Below are 18,257 nucleotides of genomic sequence, written 5' to 3'. Positions count from 1 at the left end.
ATTTAACAAGTCGAGCCTTATTCTGGCGCGATAAGATAACGAACTTCCGGAAGATCGGACCCCTGATGGAATCCTAGCACCCGATTCTGAATTTTCTTGTCGTTCATGGTGTAGCGCTCCCGCTGACGCAAATGCTCCATCCAGGATCCGACGACAAAGGTTTCCACGAAAATACCCGGTTGCAGGATGTCTTCGTAAATCGCCCAGTTCAGCGCGCCGCCGCGTCGCCTGACGCGACGCATATCCTGCATACACACCACAAAATCATGGGCGCTTTGCGGGCTGACCAGGTAGTGATAGCTCACCATGACCGGGCCGCGATCGTGGCGGATCTCAAGCTCCGGCGCGGCTTCGTTAATGGCGCTCAGATCGAGATTCAGATCCGGATCCTGATCCAGCCGCCAGCGCAGCACGGTGGCGCTGGCCAGCAACATGCCCGCCGTCGCCACACAGAGGGAAAACGGAATGCTGAACTGCGAGGCGAGCTGGCCCCAGAGGGCGCTGCCTGCGGTCATCGAACCGAAGAACACCGTCAGGTAGACCGCCAGCGCGCGGGCTTTCACCCATTTGGCGGCGCTGCGTTGCGCCCCCAGATTGAGCGTCGACAGCACGGCAATCCACGCGAAGCCGGTAAAGAATTCAAAGGCGTTCAGCAGCCAGAAGTGGCGGACAAAGGCCAGCGCCAGCATCGTCACGGCAAACATCACGCTCGCCAGCACCATCAATTGGTCCGGGTTGAAGCGTTTGCGCATGCGTGGCAGCAGCAGCGCGCCGCATACCGCGCCCACGCCGATGCAGCCAAGCATAATGCCGTAACCGCCCGGCCCCAGCCCCAGTTCCCGACGCGCCACCAGCGGCAGTAATGCCCAGCCCGCGCTGCCGAAAACAAAGAAGGCGACGGTGCGCACTAATACGTTACGCAGCACCGGCGCGGCATGCACATAGCGCACCCCCGCCCGTACCGCCGGGAAGAAGTGCTCCGGCGGCAGACGCTGCACATTCGGCTGCGCCTTCCACACATACAGTACCCAGAAGACGCCGAGCACCGACAGGGCGTTCAGCAGGAACACCATCCACGGCCCCGCAAAGGAGAGCACCAGGCCGCCGAGCGCCGGGCCGATGGCGCGGCTGATATTGATCCCCAGCGAATTGAGCGCAATGGCCGATCCCAGCTCTTCTTTTTTCACCAGATCCGGCACTATGGCCTGGAACGGCGGCGAGCTCATGGCCGCGCCGGTGCTGAGCAGGAAGGCGGCGATCAGCAGGACGCCCGGCGTGACCATATCCGCCCATGACATAAACGTCAGGCCTGCGGCGGCGATAAACACCCAGATTTGCGAGAACAGCAGGTATTTACGCCGATCGACGATATCCGCCATCACCCCTGAGGGCAGCGCAAAGAGGAACATCGGCAGGCTACTGGCGGCCTGCACCATGGCGACGGAGAGCGGATCGGCGCTCAGCGTCAGCATGGTCCAGTTGATGCCGACATCGTTCATCCATGAGCCGACATTCGACACCACGGTGGCGATCCACAGCATGCGGAACACACGCTGGCGCAGCGGCTGCCACGGGGAAACCGCCGCCGTGACCGGCGGCAGATCCGCTTTAGGCATATCGTGGATGTCATTAACCTGCGCCACGGGACACCTCCGTAATGCCGCCTGACGCCATGCGCCAGCGGCCAGGGCCGGTCAGCGCCAGGGTGCCGAAGATGATCAGCAGCAGCCAGCCGAACTGCCCTTCGGCAATTGACCAGTCGGCATGTACCACCAGCATCGCCACCAGCAGCACGCCAATAATCGGCAGGCAGGCGAGGCGGGTAAACACACCGGCAATGATAAACAGCGGGCAGATCACCTCGGCAATAATCGCCGGGATCAGGCTCATGTACGGCCCCATGCCGAAAGGATCTTCAATACGTGTCAGCTCCTCGCTGAAGTGAAAAATCTTCGGTAAGCCATGGACATACAACAGTAGCAGGCTGCCCGCCAGACGCAGGAACAATAGCCCCATATCAATACGGGGCGGATTAACGTTCAGTGAATTTTTCATGGCATCAGAACGCAAAGCAGCTGCAACCGAGCGCGCCCCAGAAGGCGTTATTTTCGGCAACCGGTACGTTTGAACCCCGCGCAATATCATGGGAGTGACTATGTACGCCGCACGGCCCGCTGCACTGGTGCGGCATCTGCTGCATTCCGACGCGGGTTTGGGCGTTCGGCGGCGCGCTGCGGTAGTGGCCAGGGACGTTCACCACCGGCGACCATTCCGGCAGAACCGGGATAGACGGCGGCGCTTCTGCACTGAAGGATCCGGCGGCATAGACAATATTGCCATCAACAATGGTCAGCACGGATTCAATGCCTTTGATCTCTTCTTCCGGTACGGCGAAATAGTCTTTGCTCAGCACCACCATATCCGCCAGCTGCCCCACTTTGATCTGGCCTTTTTTGCCCTGCTCGCTGGAGAACCAGGCGCTGCCCTGCGTCCAGAGCATCAGCGCCGTTTCACGATCGAGACGGGCGTTAACGTCATACATCTGCATGCCGCCGACGGTACGGCCGGAAACCAGCCAGTAGAGCGCGGTCCACGGGTTATAGCTGGCAACGCGGGTGGCGTCGGTACCCAGACCGACCGGCACGCCGGTTTCCAGCATACGGGCGACCGGCGGGGTGTGGCGGGTGGCTTCGATGCCGTAGCGCTCGGCAAAGTATTCGCCCTGGAACGCCATGCGGTGCTGCACGGCGATGCCGCCGCCCAGTTCTTTAATACGGTCGATATTACGCTGGGTCACGGTTTCCGCGTGGTCAAAGAACCAGTGCAGGCCGTTGAACGGAATGTCGCGGTTCACTTTCTCAAACACGTCCAGCATACGGCTGATGGACTCATCGTAAGTGGCGTGCAGGCGGAACGGCCAGCGATGCTCCACCAGATGGCGCACCACGCGCTCCAGCTCATCTTCCATGCCCGGCGCCAGATCCGGACGCGGCTCGAGGAAATCTTCAAAGTCGGCGGCAGAGAAGACCAGCATTTCACCCGCCCCGTTATGACGGAAATAGTCGCTGCCCTGGCCCGGCGTCAGCATGTCGGTCCATTTTTCGAAGTCTTCCAGCTCATGTCCGGGACGCTGGGTAAAGAGGTTGTAGGCGATACGAATGGTCATCTGCTTCTTCTCATGCAGCTCGGCGATGACTTCGTAATCTTCCGGGTAGTTCTGGAAACCGCCGCCCGCGTCAATGGCGCTGGTCAGGCCGAGGCGATTCAGCTCGCGCATAAACTGGCGGGTGGAGTTCACCTGCTGCTCCAGCGGCAGTTTCGGCCCTTTCGCCAGGGTGGCGTAGAGCATCATGGCGTTCGGACGGGCAATCAGCATCCCGGTCGGGTTGCCGTTGCTGTCGCGCTGGATCTCGCCGCCCGGCGGGTTCGGGGTATCTTTGGTGTAACCCACCACTTTCAGCGCGGCGCGGTTGAGCAGGGCGCGATCGTAAAGGTGCAGCACAAACACCGGTGTGTCCGGCGCGGCCTCGTTGATTTCATCCAGCGTCGGCATACGGCGCTCGGCGAACTGGAATTCGCTCCAGCCGCCCACCACGCGCACCCACTGCGGGTTTGGCGTGCGCAGCGCCTGCTCTTTCAGCATGCGCAGCGCGTCTGCCACCGACGGCACGCCTTCCCAGCGCAGTTCGAGGTTGTAGTTCAGGCCGCCGCGGATCAGGTGCAGGTGCGAATCGTTAAGGCCCGGAATGGCGGTGTGACCTTTCAGGTCGATCACTTTGGTGGCCTCGCAGTGATACTGCATCACCTCATTAAGCGTACCGGCTTCAATAAACTTGCCATCGCGAATGGCGACCGCTTCCGCCAGCGGATTCTCGCGATCGACAGTATGAAACTTACCATTCGTCAGAATGATGTCGGCTTTACCGAGGGTAACCATAGAACCTCCAGAATGAAGATGTCCGTAAAAAAGGTATGTGAACCGTGGACAATAAAATGCCTGAGCAGTAGCGCAGGGGGAGAATGGCGGGATTATGGTCAGGCGGGATAAAAAGCGTCTAGTTATACGAAGGTATAGTTATACGCAGAGACAATAGGCGGGAAATCAAAAGGTTCTTACACTGCGCCCCGACAGAGACACTTAACAATTAACCTCAATGGGCGACATCATGAACAACAGCAAACTTGAATTACTGACCCCGCATAACTGCCAGATGATCTTTATCGACCACCAGCCGCAGATGGCATTTGGTGTGCAGTCCATAGATCGTCAGGTACTGAAGAACAACACCGTGGCGCTGGCAAAAGCGGCGAAAGTGTTCAACATTCCCACCATCATCACCACTGTGGAAACAGAAAGCTTCTCCGGGAACACTTATCCGGAACTGCTGGATGTCTTCCCGGGTCAGGACATCCTTGAGCGTACTTCCATGAACTCCTGGGATGACCAGAAAGTGCGTGACGCGCTGGCGAAAAACGGCAAGAAAAAAGTGGTGGTAGCAGGTCTGTGGACCGAAGTGTGCAACAACAGCTTCTCTCTGTGCGCCATTCTGGAAGGCGATTACGAAATTTATATGGTATCGGATGCCTCTGGCGGTACCTCCAAAGAAGCCCACGACATGGCGATGCAGCGCATGATCCAGGTGGGCGTGATCCCGGTAACCTGGCAGCAAGTGATGCTGGAATGGCAGCGTGACTGGGCGCGTAAAGAGACTTACACCCCGGTGATGGATATTGTGCGTGAGCACTCCGGCGCTTACGGCATGGGCGTGGATTACGCCTACACCATGGTGCACAAAGCGCCGTCACGTCAGGAAAGCGAGCACCGCACCCTGGCGCCGGTACCGGCTCCGGTTCGCTAATCACTGCCGCTGGCCGTCACCGGGTGTGGCGGCCAGCGCCTTTTTACAAGGAGGACCTGTGAGTCCTTTACTAATTTCTCTGGCGGCGGGTCTGCTTATCGGGCTGATTTACGCGCTGCTGAACGTCCGATCCCCCGCGCCGCCCGCGGTGGCGCTGGTGGGCTTGCTGGGGATGATCCTCGGCGGTCAACTGGCCGCGCCCTTTATGCATCCTGAGCCTGTCGCCCGTACTTCCGATGCAAAACCTGCCGCTTCTTCCCACTCCTCCTCCGTAACGTCCAGCGCTAAACAGGCGGGTTAACCATGCTGAAAACCTATATTGTTTCTCTGTTAATGGGTATTCTCGCCGGGGTGATTTATACCCTGATCGAAGTGAATTCGCCCGCCCCGCCAGTGATCGCACTGCTTGGGCTGTTTGGCATGCTGGTTGGCGAGCAGGTCATTCCGTTATGCAAAAGATTAATCAGCCGCCAGCCGGTGACTCTGGCCTGGTTCCGTCATGAGTGCGTCCCTAAAATAAGTGGTACGCCACCGCCTTCGGGTGAGAAACGCCCTTAGAAAGGCCTCTCAACCTGTTGTGAGCCTGTCTAAGGATATCAGCATGAAGCTGTCGAAGTGCATTGTAGTCGTTGATGATGAACGTTCCGTTCGCACGGGGCTGAGTAATTTACTTGAGTCTGATGGCTACAGTACGCAGGTATTTGAGTCGGCAGAAGCGCTGTTAAATGATGACGCCGCCATCCGGGATGCGGCGTTGTTTATTATTGATGTTGAACTGAAAGGCATGTCCGGCTTTGAACTCTTCAAAGCGCTGGGCGAACGGCTGGAAAAACCGCCGGGCATTATTATCTCCGGTAACGGCGATGACAATATGATGTGGTGCGCGATGACCCTCGGGGCGATTGCGTTTTTACCCAAGCCGATCAACATTGATACACTTTTTGAACATATTCATCAGACGTTTTCTCACCATGAGGAGGGCGAATGAGCAGTATGCTTCTGCTTTACCAGGCGGCCGAAATCGACAGTTTCCTGGTGTCAGATGAAATGACCCTTACTCCGCTCGCCCTGGAAGGGAACGTTGAATGGCTGGTGTGTCGCGATAACGCGACGGGCGAGGCCTTTACGCTGGCGATGCCCGCCTGCGAGGAAGCGGGTTATCAGATCACCCGCCGCCTGAAAAACGAATATGCCCTGCGCGACACCTTGTCTGAACGCTGGGCGCTGAAACCGCTCGGCTATACCCAGTTTCAGGGACGTTACGCGCTGATGTATCCGGCGTTCAGCTGGCGCACCCTTTCCGACACCCTCTGTCTGCCCACCGGTTCGCTGGTTGATTTCCTTCGGCAGGCGATCCTGCTGACGTCCACCCTCAGCCAGATGCATCAAAGTGGTCTGGTGCACGGCGACATCAAACCCGCCAATTTCTTCATTATGGATGAGGAGCGTTATCTGCTCGGCGGTTTTGGTCTGACTACCGACGCCCAGGCGCAGCAGTCCCGGCTGCCGGTGACAGGCGGCACCCTGGCCTATATGTCGCCGGAGCATACCTCACGCACCGCCGATCCGGTGAGCAGCCTGAGTGACTTATACAGCCTCGGCATCGTACTTTATGAACTGCTGACCGGGCGTTTACCCTACGGCAATCTCGACGGCGGCCAGGCGGAGTGGGTGCATCATCACATCGCCTCCGAACCCCTGCCGCCGCACCGGTTGCGCAAGGACGTGCCCGTGGTGCTGTCGGCCATCATTATGCGTTTGTTAGCCAAGTCTCCGGACACCCGTTATCAGACGGCGGAAGGACTGCTGGCGGATCTCTATCGCTGCCAGTCGAATCTGATGCCGGACGGGCTGCTCAGTTCGTTCTCGCTGGGGCAGCAGGATACGCGCCGCAGCGGGTTGACGTCGGATGCGCTCTGCTCTGAACATCCGCAGGCGGCGGATATTCTTTCCGCTTATGACGAAGTGCACAGCAGCGGCAAACACGCGCTGGTGGTGATCGCCGGGCCGCCGGGATCGGGTAAGTCCTCGCTGATGGCTTCAGCACTGAAGATCCTGCAACAGAAACAGACGCTGCTCACCGTTGTGAAGGCAGATCAGCACTCCCCGGTTTTACCCTACGCCATTTTCACCGCCGCATTCAGAACCATCGCGCTGCATCTGCTTGGCCTGCCCGCCATGGAGATGCAGCGCTGGAAAACGCATATTCAGCGACTGCTGGGCGATTACGCGGGGCTGGCGATTAGCATTATTCCTGAGCTCGGCGTATTGCTCGGGCAAAAGGCGGCCTTGCTTACCGATGTGCACTCGCTGGATGAGCGGGACAAATTCAACTGCATGGCCTGCAACCTGGTGAAAGCCTTTGCGACGCCGGGCAGACCGCTGGTCATGCTGATCGACGACGTACACTGGGCGGATCAGGCGACCTTCCAGGTTTTACAGAATCTGTTAAGCCTTAGCGATGATATTCCGCTGCTACTGGTGCTGTCGCACCGGGACGAAGCCTCGATGCCCTGTCCGATTGCCAGCGCCAATCTGGCGCGCATTCGCGCGGCGGCCTCGCGCATTATCGACATCACGCCGGAGCCGCTGTCGGTCAAAAATATTGCCCGTCTGCTGGCGGGGCAGTTCCATGCCAGAACCGCCGAAACCACCGAGCTGGCGGCGCTCCTGCATGAGAAAACCGGCGGCAACCCGCAGTTCACCCATGAACTGTTCCGTCAGGCGGTGAAGGACGGGCTAATCAGCTGGCAGAAACCGATGAAGTGGACCTGGGATCGCCATGCGATTATGGCATTTCATTATTCCGATAATGTCGCCTCGGGCATCGTCGCCAGGCTGGAAAACTTACCGGTGCACGCCCGGCAGTTGCTGGGACGGCTCGCCTGTATCGGCGGCGCGGGCGACACCATGCTGGCCGCGCACATCCTTGACCTGTCGGTAGCCGAACTGGTCGCCCGTCTGACGCCAGCCGCCACGGCGCGATTCATTTCCCTGACCGATAAAAAATACGCCTTTATGCACACCAGCGTGCTGGAAGCGGCTGCCGGGCTGATCCCGGCGGATGAAAAAGACAGCCTGCACCTCTTCGCGGCCAGCGCGCTGGCAGAAATGGCGGGCAATGCCATCTCCAGTGAGCCGCTGTTCAGGGCGGTGCATCACATCGGGGCGATCAAGAATTATGCCCTGCTGCGCCCTGACGCCGACCCCTTCGCGGCGCTGATCCTGAAAGCGGTGAAACGCGCCAAAGTCACCGGCGATTACGCCTCGGCGCTGCGTTTTCTGCACACCGCCCACCATCTGAATGCGCTGGTCAGCGGCGACACCCGCGCCATGTTTATGCTGGAGGAAGCCGAATGCGAATTCCTCAACGGTAACCTCTGTGCGGCCCGTGAACTATGCGCCACGCTGCTCGGCGCGCCGGGCGATCTGGCGGATAAAGCCATCGCCGCCTGTCTGATGGCGGAGATCCATATGCGTCAGTCGGACAGCCAGCTGGCGCTGGAAACGGCAATCGCCTGGCTGGCGGTGTTCGGCATCAAGTTGAACCTCCATCCTGACAAACAGGAGTGCGATACGGCGCGTCAGGCCCTGAAAGCGGATGTGGGCAAAAACCCCTACAGCCGTTTCAGAAACCTGACAAAAGTGACCTGCCGCGAAACCGAAGCGGTAATGAATTTAATGGCCAGCGCCAGCACCTATGCGGCCTTTATCAGCCCGCGTTTGCAGTTCATGATCCTCTGCAAACTACTGCATCTGACGCTGGCCCGCGGTATCAGCGGCGCCTCGACCTTCGCGCTCTCCTGGTATGGCGTGCTGTGTGGCGATCATTACGATGAGTACAGCCGGGGATTTGCCAGCACGCTGCTGGCCCGCCAGCTGGTGTATAAGCACGATTTTGCCAGCTATAAAGCGCGCACGCTGCTGCCACTTGACCAGGTGAGCATCTGGACGATGCCGGTGACTTACGCCATTGAGCAGGCAAAAGCGACCTTCGACGTGGCGGTGGAAGTTGGCGATCGCACCACCGCCTGCCTCGCGTTGCGCCATGTGGTGATGAACTATCTGGCGCGCGGCGATCACCTGGACGGCGTGCTGACCTCTATCGAGCGCGGCCTGAGCTACGTGCGCAAGGCGCAATATCGCGACGTCGAAGTGATCCTGCTGATGCAGCGTGATTACGTTCAGTTCCTGCGTCAGCCTTGCAGCGAAGGATTTTCCGGTCATCGCTTCACGCCGCCGGAGCTGCACGTTGTGCAGTCGGGTAGCGCCGTGGAGCCCATCTTCCTGATGCAGTTCTGGTCCGGGTTGTATAAAGGCAAAGCGCACTTCTTAGCCGGTGAATATGATTGCGCGAGCCGCTGCTTTGCGGAGATTGCCGCTCTGACTGGGCTGATCCCCGGGCATACCCATATGCTCGATTTCCATCTCTACAGCGCTTTAACCCTGTCGGTGCCCCTGTCGCCGACAGCGGTGACGGATGACGTGCTGGAAAAATTTAACCGACATCTGGACAAAATCACCACCTGGTGCGCCGAGAATACGAAAACCTTCTCCGATAAAGCGGCGCTGTTGCAGGCGGAGCTGCTGCGGCTGAAAGGCGACGCGACCGGCGCGGCCGAAAAATATGAGTCCGCGCTGGCGCTGGCGCGCGACGGACAGTTCCATCACATTCAGGCGCTGGCCTGTGAACTGGCCGCCCGCCTTGCCACCACCACCGGCATGCGCTTTGCCGCGGAAGCCTACATAAAAGGCGCAATCAGCGCGTGGGAACGCTGGGGCGCGGGCGCTAAAGTACGTCAGCTGGAGAGCCGCTATCCACATCTCACCACCCAGGGCACGTAGACAGCGCTGGATACGCTCGCTTTCGAGCAGAACGCCGAGATAAGCGACCTCCAGAGTATGGTGACCGCGATCCGCGCCCTGACGGAGGAGATCAATCTTAACCGCCTGATCAACACGCTGATGATGATGCTGGTGGAACGGGCCGGGGCGCAGCACTGTCTGCTGATCCGTCTGATCGACGGCAATATTCCCGAGATCCAGGCGCGGGCGACCACTACCGCCGAAGGCATCAAAGTCAACATTGTGAAAGAAACACCGCTGGCCACCGATTTGCCGCTCTCCGTACTGGCGGCGGTGATCCGCACCGGGCAGGAGATCCGCACCGGCAAACCGGAAACGTTCAGCCCGTTCAGTCAGGACCATTATCTGGTGGCCTCGGGTGCGGCGGTGATGTGCGTACCGATGTTTAAACAGGCGCAAATGGTTGGCGTGCTGTATCTGGAAAACCGTCTGCTGCCGGATGTGTTCACCGCCGAGCATTCGCGGATCGTCTCTATGCTGGGCGCGCAGGCGGCGGTATCGCTGGAAACGGCGCGACTGTACGCTGAACTGCTGGATGAAAACATCCAGCGCCGCAAAGTGGAAAAACAGCTGCGCGCCAGTCAGAAGTCGCTGATGTTAGGGGAAAAAATCAGTCACACCGGTACCTGGCACTGGCACCTGGAACAGGACATCATGCTGCTGTCGGAGGAGTACACGCGTATCGTCGGCCTGCCGGATCATCAGGGCAGCTTGTCGATGGCCGATTTTATGACCCGCGTACACCCGGATGATTTCAGCGTCATCAACGATCTGGTGACCATGAGCGTGCGCAATGGTCAGCCGATGCAGGCAGAGTTTCGCATCATCAGGCCGGACGGCGTGTGCCGCTACATCAAGGGCATCGGCGAGCCGGTGGAAAACTGGCCGGAAGTGAAAGAGTATTTCGGCACCATCACTGACATTACCGCGCAGCGTAACTCCGAAGACGCGGTGCGCATTGCCCAGGCCGATCTGGCGCGCGTGGCGCGGGCCACCACGGTAGGGCAGCTGACGGCGTCCATCGCGCATGAGATCAACCAGCCGCTGATGTCCATCGTCGCCAATGCGGGCGCGGCCCTGCGCTGGCTGAAACGCGACCCGCAGCACCTGGAAAACGCCTGTAAAAGTATTAATGAGGTGATCAGCGAAGGAAACCGCGCCGGGGATATTATTCGCGGCTTACAGGCGCTGACCCGCAACCAGGAAGCGGAATTTGCCCAGGCCCGGCTGCATGGCCTGGCGCGTAATATTCACTCCCTGTCACGGCTGGAGATGGAGCGGCGTTTCATCTCGCTGGAGCTGGATTTCCGGGCGACCAATGACCGCATTTTCTGCGTCAGCGTGCAGATCCAGCAGGTGTTGCTCAATCTGGTGATCAATGCGATGGATGCGATGGCGGACAACATGGGCGTGCGCAGCCTGCGGCTGTCGTCTTCCCAGCCGGATCCTGCGACCATTCAGTTTGACGTCGCGGATAACGGCAGCGGCCTGACGGAGGCGCTTATCGAAAAGATTTTTGATTCGTTCTTTACCACCAAAGCCGAAGGTATGGGGATGGGGCTGACCATCAGCGCCGAGATCATCAAGCGGCACGGCGGCAAGCTGAAAGCCGCCAGCCGGGAGAGCGGCGGCAGCATTTTCTCTTTCACGCTGCCTGTGCAGCCGGAAGAGAGCGTCTGATCACCCTCAGCTGTGTTTATTATCGAGGTTAAGTTTTTCGGTGGCTTTGACCAGATCGGAAAGGGTGCGCACCTTCATCTTTTCCATCACGCGGCGTTTATGGACTTTGGCGGTGATTTCGCTGATGCCCATCTGCGCCGCAATTTGTTTGTTGAGTAATCCGGTCACCACCAGCTGCATCACTTCGTTTTCGCGCTGCGTCAGGGTGCGGGCGCGCGCCATCAGTTCACGTCGTTCTTCTGCGACGGCCATCTCCGCTTCAGAAAAGGCCAGCGCATCCGCCACCGCCAGCAGCAGCGGATCGGGCAACACGGGCTTGGTCAGAAACTCGTAAGCGCCTGCTTTCATGGCCTGTACGGTAACCGGAATGGTGCCGTAACCGGTCAGGAAAATAGCCGGAATGGCGTAGCCCAGCTCGCGCAGATTGCGCGTCACCTCAAGCCCGTTCATATCAGGCATATTCAAATCGACAATCAGGCAGCAGGGGGCAGGGTAGTGCGAATGGGACAAAAACGCCTGCGGTGAGGTAAAGGCTGAAACGGTATAACCTTCCGCGCTGAGAAGATTGCTTAACGATGAGATGACCGCTTGTTCATCATCAACCACATAAACGGTGCGTTCCAGAGAAGAAGTCGTCATAGGCTTTGCCGGATTTTGCTAACAGAATGTTAATATACCTGTTTAGCCGATTGTTTCTATCAAAACCTGCCCTGTTAACCGGTTTAGCACGCTGAAAGCTGTAATTTAATACAATGCAACACATTGATATTGCTGCTCCCTCAGACTGACAGGCTGTCTATACTTAGACCGCGATATACTGACTGGAGGTAAAATGGAATATCTGTCCCGATTAAATATTGTCAATATACTGTTATCGACCACCTTCTGGATCAATGTGGCGATTGTCGTTGTCGTTACCCTGATCACTTATTACTTAATCAGGCGATTAATTTCATTTGCTTATAAGACAATCGAGAACTGGAATAACAAACATACTGATGGCGGTAATCTGCGGTATATCCTTTTTGATATGCTGAGAAAGACCAACCGGTTATTAATCCTGTTCGCGTCGTTCCTGTTCAGCCTGCGTTTTACCGCGCTGCCGGATCGCTTATTTTCCACCATTTCCCACGCCTGGTTTCTGGTTCTTGCCTTGCAGGTAGCGATCTGGCTCGATCAGGGCGTGCAGTCCTGGATGCATCGTTTACTCCATGCGCCGGGATCAAACCGTAACCCGGTCACCATGGTTATTCTGGGCATGATATTACGGGTGCTGGTCTGGTCGATGATGTTGCTGTCGATCCTCGCCAATGCGGGCGTCGATATCACCGCGCTGGTGGCCAGTCTTGGGGTGGGCGGTATTGCCATTGCGCTGGCGGTACAGACGGTGCTCAGCGATGTTTTTGCGTCACTGTCCATCGGCTTCGACAAGCCCTTTGAAATCGGCGATTTCATTGTTTTCAACGACGTTGCCGGTACCATTGAGCATATTGGCTTAAAAACCACCCGTATTCGTAGCCTCAGCGGCGAGCAGATCGTCTGCGCCAACGCCATCCTGTTGCAGCAGACCATCCACAACTACAAGCGAATGCAGACCCGCCGCATTGTGTTCAACTTTGGGGTGGCCAGTTCAACGCCGCCCGAAAAGCTGCGTATCATCGGCAAAATGGTCCAGGACATTATTGAGGATGTGGGCGAAACCAAGTTTGACCGTGCGCATTTTCTGGCATTTACCCAGGATCGCCTGAATTTTGAAGTGGTGCATATTGTTAATACCGCCGACTACAATAAGTATATGGATATTCAGCAGGAGATTAATATCCGTATTCTGGAAGGCTTAATCGCAAATGATATTGAACTGGCGCTGCCGAACATGGTGGTCAGGACGCCGGATAATGGCGCGCAATCGACCGTTAATATGCCAGTGACGGTACCGCAGCAAAGTAATTAATCCCACCAATATTGGTAGGCCCGCGTAAATTAGCGGGTCTGCCAGCGATGAAATTCGTATTTTCTTACTAAGATAATTCTCATAATCCTGTTATATGAACATTCATTAAGTTCGTACGTGATTTTTTACGGTAAATTCATGTAAAAATTTTGTGCAGAAATAATGCAACATATTTCACAACCAAGGATGTTCATTTTATGACCACGTTAAAGCCTGCCTTATTACTTTCGGTGTGTATTTTAACCGCCTGTGGCGGCGGTGGTGGTGGCGGTGGTGGTGGTGGCGATAAAACGCCGCCGACCACGACGCCGCCGGTGCAGACAGACAATGGTTCTGGCAGTAACGCTGGCAATAACAATACCGGCACCACGCCGCAACCGCCTGCCAGCGCGCCGACAAGCCTGGCCACCGGGGGCACCCTGTCAGGCTATACCTACACCACGCCGCAGGGCCTTTCCTATACCATGCGCGGTACCGGTATCGAACCGGCCTATGTCTTTACCCAGTCGCTGACCAGTACGGACGGCACCCGTCATTCCGCCACCTCCTGGTGCTGCGGCCGTATGAGTTACACCACCTTTGGCACCTGGACCGACTTTAAAACGGGTAAGCATGACGTGTTCTACACGGGCGAGCCGACGCTGGCCGCCAACGTGCCCACGCAGGGTACAGCGACCTATGTCGGTAACGGCATGCGTGAAGACATTCGCAGCGATGCCACTTTTAACGTCGACTTTGCCGCGAAAACCATCAACGGCAACATTGCCGCAGGCGACGCCTTCGGCAGCGCTGTGGCGATGCAGGGCACCATTGCGGACGGCGGTTTCACCGGTAAGGCGCAGTCAGGCGGTCAGGACGGTACCTTCACCGGCCACTTCAACGGCCCTGCCGCGCAGGAGCTGGGCGGTCTTGCCAGCTTCGCCGACACCAGCAAAAACGTCGCTTTTGGCGCAACGCGTCAGTAACTCGCCTCCCGGCCAGCCCGTCTGGCCGGTTTTTCATGATGGTATAAATCCCTATGAATGTCCTGCGTACAGGCGCAATAAGCCTGTTGTTTCCGCTCGGCGCCGCCTTAGCCGCGCCGCCGGATACTGACGTCATTCCCGCTGCACCCCATTTTGATCGTCTGACACAGCAGGATAAAAGCACCTCCGCCGCCGGAACCTTTATCTCTGTTAACAATGCGCAACTTGCTGAACAGCCTGAGCTGGCGACGGCGCTGCTCGATCAGGCCGTGCGCGAAGGCAAATGGCCGATGGTGGAAGCCATTCTGCCGGTGTATGAAGCGTCAGCCAGCGCCGATCCCACGCTGATCCGCTTCGCAAAGGCGGGGCTGGCCCGCAGCAAGGGCGATTACGATCAGGCTATCGCGCACTACCGCGCCATTCTGAGTGAACATCCTGAACTTGATGCGGTGCGGCTCGACATGGCCCGCGCCATGTTTGAAAACCACCAGTACGATACGGCGGAATACCAGTTTCGCCGCGTGCTGCAAAGCAATCCGCCGGAAAATATCCAGGCGATCATTGGCGTTTATATTGAACGTATTCAACAGGGCAGCGATCTGACCGGCAGACTCAGCGTCAGCTATCTTAACGACAGCAATGTGAATAACGCCTCGACAAGTAAAACCATTCGCATCGGCGATCGGCTCTTTTTACGCAATAAAGAAAGTTTCCCGCAGCGGGGAGAGGGCTTCTGGTTTAACGGCGCACTACAAAAGGATGTCTCTTTGTATAACCAGCATGGCCTGCGCTTTATGGGCACAGTGAACGGCAAAAGCTACTGGAATAATCATGATTTCGATGATATTACCAGCCGCCTTTATGCTGGTTATCAGTGGCGGGATTACCGCCAGCAGTTCGCCCTGCTGCCTTTTTATGAAAAAAGATGGTACGGCACGGAAGCCTATTCTTCCGGCCCCGGCGTGCGGGCGGAATACAGCTACCTGCTTTCTCCCGCATGGCAGATAAGTCAGGCGCTGGAATATCAAAAACTCCATTACGATGCCGACGAATACGGCTTTTTGCGCGGCTATAGCCGTTATTCTTCAACCACGCTGTCTCATGCTTTCAGTAATCTGGTGTCAGCCTATGCGGGCGTCGATATTCAGGATCAGCAAACCGCGGCAAAAAGTGAAACTAATCAGCGGACAGGCGTGCGCGGCGGGGTACAGGTGGACTTACCCTGGCAGATTTCGTTTTCGGCCTCCACGGCCTTCGCAAAACGTCATTACCAGGCCGACAGTGAAATATTCTCCACCCGCCGCAAAGACAATGAGCAGTATTATAATTTGTCGCTCTGGCACCGGGATCTCTATGTATTTGGCGTGATGCCGAAGCTGAATTTCAGCTATAAACGCGTCGACAGTAATATCAATTTTTACGATTACCATCAGCGCAATATCACATTGTCGCTGGATAAAAACTTTTAGCGGCGTAATGGCGAAAAAAAACTGGCGATAACTCGCCAGTTTTTTTATTGCTGAAATAGCAGGAAGGGCATTACCGCATGGTGACAAATTCTTCGGCGGCGGTCGGGTGGATCGCCACGGTATTGTCGAAATCTTTCTTGGTCGCGCCCATTTTCAGCGCCACGGCGAAGCCCTGTAAAATCTCGTCCATGCCGAAGCCAATGCCGTGAATGCCGACGATTTTCTCGTCTTCGCCCACGCACACCAGCTTCATGCGGCACGGCTGACGGTGGGACGTTACCGCGGTATACATCGCCGTAAAGGACGATTTATACACTTTCACCGCCTCGTCGCCGTACTGCTCGCGCGCCTGCGGTTCGGTGAGGCCCACGGTGCCGATCGGCGGATGGCTGAACACCACGGTCGGGATATTGTTGTAATCCAGATGCTCATCCGGCTTGTTGTTAAACAGGCGCTCGGACAGGCGACGACCCGCCGCGACCGCCACCGGCGTCAGTTCAACGGCACCGGTGTTGTCGCCCACGGCATAAATCCCCGGCACACTGGTATTCTGGAACTTATCCACGACGATGTAGCCTTTTTCGTCGGTTTTCACGCCCGTTACCGCGAGGTTGAAATTGTCGTTGGCCGGTACGCGGCCAATCGCCCAGATCAGGCAATCGACGGTTACACTGCGGCCATCTTCCAGCGTCAGCAGCAGGCTGCCATCGGCATTTTTCACCACCGACTTCGGCACCGCGTGGGTGTGAAGCGTCGGGCCGTCGGCCGCCATCGCTTCCACCAGCGTTTCGCTCAGCATGGGATCAAAACTGCGCAGCGGCGCGTGTTTACGCACGAACAGGTGCGTCTGCGCGCCAAGGCCGTTGATGACGCCAGCCAGTTCAACCGCGATGTACCCTGCGCCCACCACCGCCACGCGCTGCGGCATGGCCGGTAATTCGAAGAAACCATCGGAGTCGATACCGTATTCCGCACCCGGAATATCCGGATGGCTCGGACGCCCGCCGGTGGCGATCAGAATATGGTCAGCGGTGATGGTTTCGCCGTTCACCTCAACGGTGTGGGCGTCCACAAAACGCGCGAAGCCGCGGATCACATCGACGTGATTTTTACCCAACACGTTGTCATAGGAGTTATGGATGCGATCGATATAAGCGGTACGGCTGGCGACCAGTTTATTCCAGTCGAAGTGATTGATGGTGGTATCAAAGCCATAGTCCGGACCATAAAGCTCGATTGCCTCGCGGATCTGCGCCGCATGCCACATCACTTTTTTCGGCACGCAACCGACGTTAACGCAGGTGCCGCCCAGCGCTTTGGCTTCAATCAGCGCACATTTCTGGCCGTACATGGCCGCTCTGTTGATCGAGGCGATGCCGCCGCTGCCGCCGCCAATGGCGAGATAATCATAATGCTTAGTCATGACCGTTCCTTAATAGAGTCGCATTTGAGCGCAGTGTAACGCGCGGCTTAAAAGGTTCCACCGATGGTTGCGATTACTCCGGCACCACCCAGTTCACCAGCGTATGCCCCGTACCGGCTGGCACCAGTTTGCTGTGCAGCCATGGCAGCACGTTTTGCATCTGTTGCTCCAGCTTCCACGGCGGGTTAATCACAATCATGCCGGAGGCGGTCATGCCGCGCTGATCGCTGTCCGGGCGCACCGCCAGCTCGATTTGCAGAATGCGGCGAATGCCGGTGGCTTCCAGCTCTTTCAACATACGTTTGATTTGCGCGCGCATCACCACCGGATACCACAGGGCGTAAGTGCCGGTCGCAAAACGTTTGTAGCCTTCGCTGATGCCCTGCACCACCGCCTGATAATCGGTTTTTATTTCGTACGGCGGATCGATGAGGATCAGGCCACGGCGGGACGGCGGCGGCAGTTTCGATTTCAGCTGTTGATAGCCGTCGCCACGCGCCACGGTGGCACGGGCATCTTTCTGAAATTCCGAACGCAGCAGCGGGTAGTCGCTCGGGTGCAGCTCGGTTAATTGCAGCGTGTCCTGCTCGCGCAGCAGCTGGCGGGCAATCAGCGGGGAGCCGGGGTAATAACGCAGCGTGCCGCTACGGTTAAAATGGTTCAGCACGGTGATGTAGGGCGTCAGCTCTTCCGGCAGATCGTCCTGCTGCCAGATACGGGCGATACCTTCGAGGTATTCCCCGGTGCGCTCAGCGTGTTCGCTGGCGAGCTGATAACGACCCGCACCGGCGTGAGTGTCCAGATAGAGAAAAGGCTTCTCTTTTTCTTTCAGCGATTCAATGATCAGGCTTTGAACGGTATGTTTAAGGACGTCGGCATGATTGCCGGCGTGAAAGCTGTGACGATAACTGAGCATGTAGCGCGTTCCAATGACCTGAAAAGAAGTATGCCGACAGTATACCGAAAAGTGGCCGCCACCGCGAAAGCGCAACGTCCGGCATTGAAATTAACTACACTAAACCCCATACCAGACCTTATCGGAAA

General features: G+C 57.4%; 13 protein-coding genes and 1 pseudogene. 8 read left to right on the top strand and 6 right to left on the bottom strand.

All coding sequences use genetic code 11. From position 1 onward, the window contains the following. Positions 1–17: 17 nt before the first annotated feature. Genes BMF08_RS04565 through BMF08_RS04555 form a run of 3 tightly spaced genes read right to left on the bottom strand, consistent with a single transcriptional unit; the run spans position 18 to position 3,937 of the window. Positions 18–1,643, bottom strand: coding sequence for an MFS transporter (locus BMF08_RS04565; protein WP_072571127.1), 1,626 nt, complete (start codon positions 1,641–1,643; stop codon positions 18–20). After that, positions 1,630–2,055: a DoxX family protein gene (locus BMF08_RS04560; RefSeq protein WP_072571296.1), complete on the bottom strand. Its 426-nt coding sequence runs from the start codon at positions 2,053–2,055 to the stop codon at positions 1,630–1,632. Before BMF08_RS04560 ends, BMF08_RS04565 begins: the two co-directional genes overlap by 14 nt. A gap of 4 nt (positions 2,056–2,059) precedes the next feature. Further along, a complete protein-coding gene (locus BMF08_RS04555) occupies positions 2,060–3,937 on the bottom strand; it encodes an amidohydrolase (protein ID WP_072571128.1) in 1,878 nt (625 codons plus the stop codon). A 229-nt stretch (positions 3,938–4,166) separates the two neighbouring features. Here BMF08_RS04555 and BMF08_RS04550 point away from each other — a divergent pair, with 229 nt between their 5' ends. The 5 genes and pseudogenes from BMF08_RS04550 (at position 4,167) to BMF08_RS04530 (ending at position 11,405) form a co-directional block, all read left to right on the top strand. Then, on the top strand, positions 4,167–4,859 hold the full coding sequence (locus tag BMF08_RS04550; protein WP_072571297.1) for a hydrolase: 693 nt from the start codon (positions 4,167–4,169) through the stop codon (positions 4,857–4,859). A 58-nt stretch (positions 4,860–4,917) separates the two neighbouring features. Then, positions 4,918–5,160, top strand: coding sequence for a DUF1427 family protein (locus tag BMF08_RS04545; protein ID WP_072571129.1), 243 nt, complete (start codon positions 4,918–4,920; stop codon positions 5,158–5,160). Between the two features lie 2 nt (positions 5,161–5,162). Beyond that, positions 5,163–5,417, top strand: a complete 255-nt coding sequence (locus BMF08_RS04540; protein ID WP_072571130.1) for a XapX domain-containing protein — start codon at positions 5,163–5,165, stop codon at positions 5,415–5,417. Positions 5,418–5,460: 43 nt separating this feature from the next. Continuing rightward, complete coding sequence (locus BMF08_RS04535; protein ID WP_072571131.1) at positions 5,461–5,847, top strand: response regulator transcription factor; 387 nt, start codon at positions 5,461–5,463, stop codon at positions 5,845–5,847. Then, a pseudogene (locus tag BMF08_RS04530) lies at positions 5,844–11,405 on the top strand (trifunctional serine/threonine-protein kinase/ATP-binding protein/sensor histidine kinase). Before BMF08_RS04535 ends, BMF08_RS04530 begins: the two are co-directional and overlap by 4 nt. Positions 11,406–11,411: 6 nt before the next feature. On the opposite strand, the gene BMF08_RS04525 reads toward BMF08_RS04530, so the two are convergent. Next, positions 11,412–12,029 carry a response regulator transcription factor gene (locus BMF08_RS04525; RefSeq protein WP_072571298.1) on the bottom strand — a complete coding sequence of 206 codons (618 nt, stop codon included), beginning with the start codon at positions 12,027–12,029 and terminating at the stop codon, positions 11,412–11,414. Positions 12,030–12,237: 208 nt separating this feature from the next. Here BMF08_RS04525 and BMF08_RS04520 point away from each other — a divergent pair, with 208 nt between their 5' ends. From BMF08_RS04520 to BMF08_RS04510, 3 genes are all read left to right on the top strand, one after another. Next, complete coding sequence (locus BMF08_RS04520) at positions 12,238–13,356, top strand: mechanosensitive ion channel family protein (protein ID WP_072571132.1); 1,119 nt, start codon at positions 12,238–12,240, stop codon at positions 13,354–13,356. Positions 13,357–13,553: 197 nt separating this feature from the next. Then, the gene (locus BMF08_RS04515; protein ID WP_072571133.1) at positions 13,554–14,321 is read left to right on the top strand and encodes a Slam-dependent surface lipoprotein; all 768 of its coding nucleotides are present in this window, start codon (positions 13,554–13,556) and stop codon (positions 14,319–14,321) included. Between the two features lie 53 nt (positions 14,322–14,374). Beyond that, on the top strand, positions 14,375–15,790 hold the full coding sequence (locus BMF08_RS04510; protein ID WP_083580992.1) for a porin family protein: 1,416 nt from the start codon (positions 14,375–14,377) through the stop codon (positions 15,788–15,790). Between the two features lie 70 nt (positions 15,791–15,860). Here BMF08_RS04510 and gorA read toward each other — a convergent pair whose 3' ends face one another. Further along, positions 15,861–17,213, bottom strand: coding sequence for a glutathione-disulfide reductase (gene gorA, locus BMF08_RS04505; protein WP_072571135.1), 1,353 nt, complete (start codon positions 17,211–17,213; stop codon positions 15,861–15,863). Positions 17,214–17,286: 73 nt separating this feature from the next. Beyond that, a complete protein-coding gene (locus BMF08_RS04500) occupies positions 17,287–18,129 on the bottom strand; it encodes a 23S rRNA (adenine(2030)-N(6))-methyltransferase RlmJ (RefSeq protein WP_072571136.1) in 843 nt (280 codons plus the stop codon). Positions 18,130–18,257: the final 128 nt, after the last annotated feature.

It is taken from the genome of Enterobacter sp. SA187 (assembly GCF_001888805.2).
In the GTDB taxonomy this organism is placed as follows: Bacteria; Pseudomonadota; Gammaproteobacteria; order Enterobacterales; family Enterobacteriaceae; genus Enterobacter_D.
Note: the sequence above shows the minus strand (reverse complement) of the source record. Positions and strands in the feature narration are given on the sequence as shown.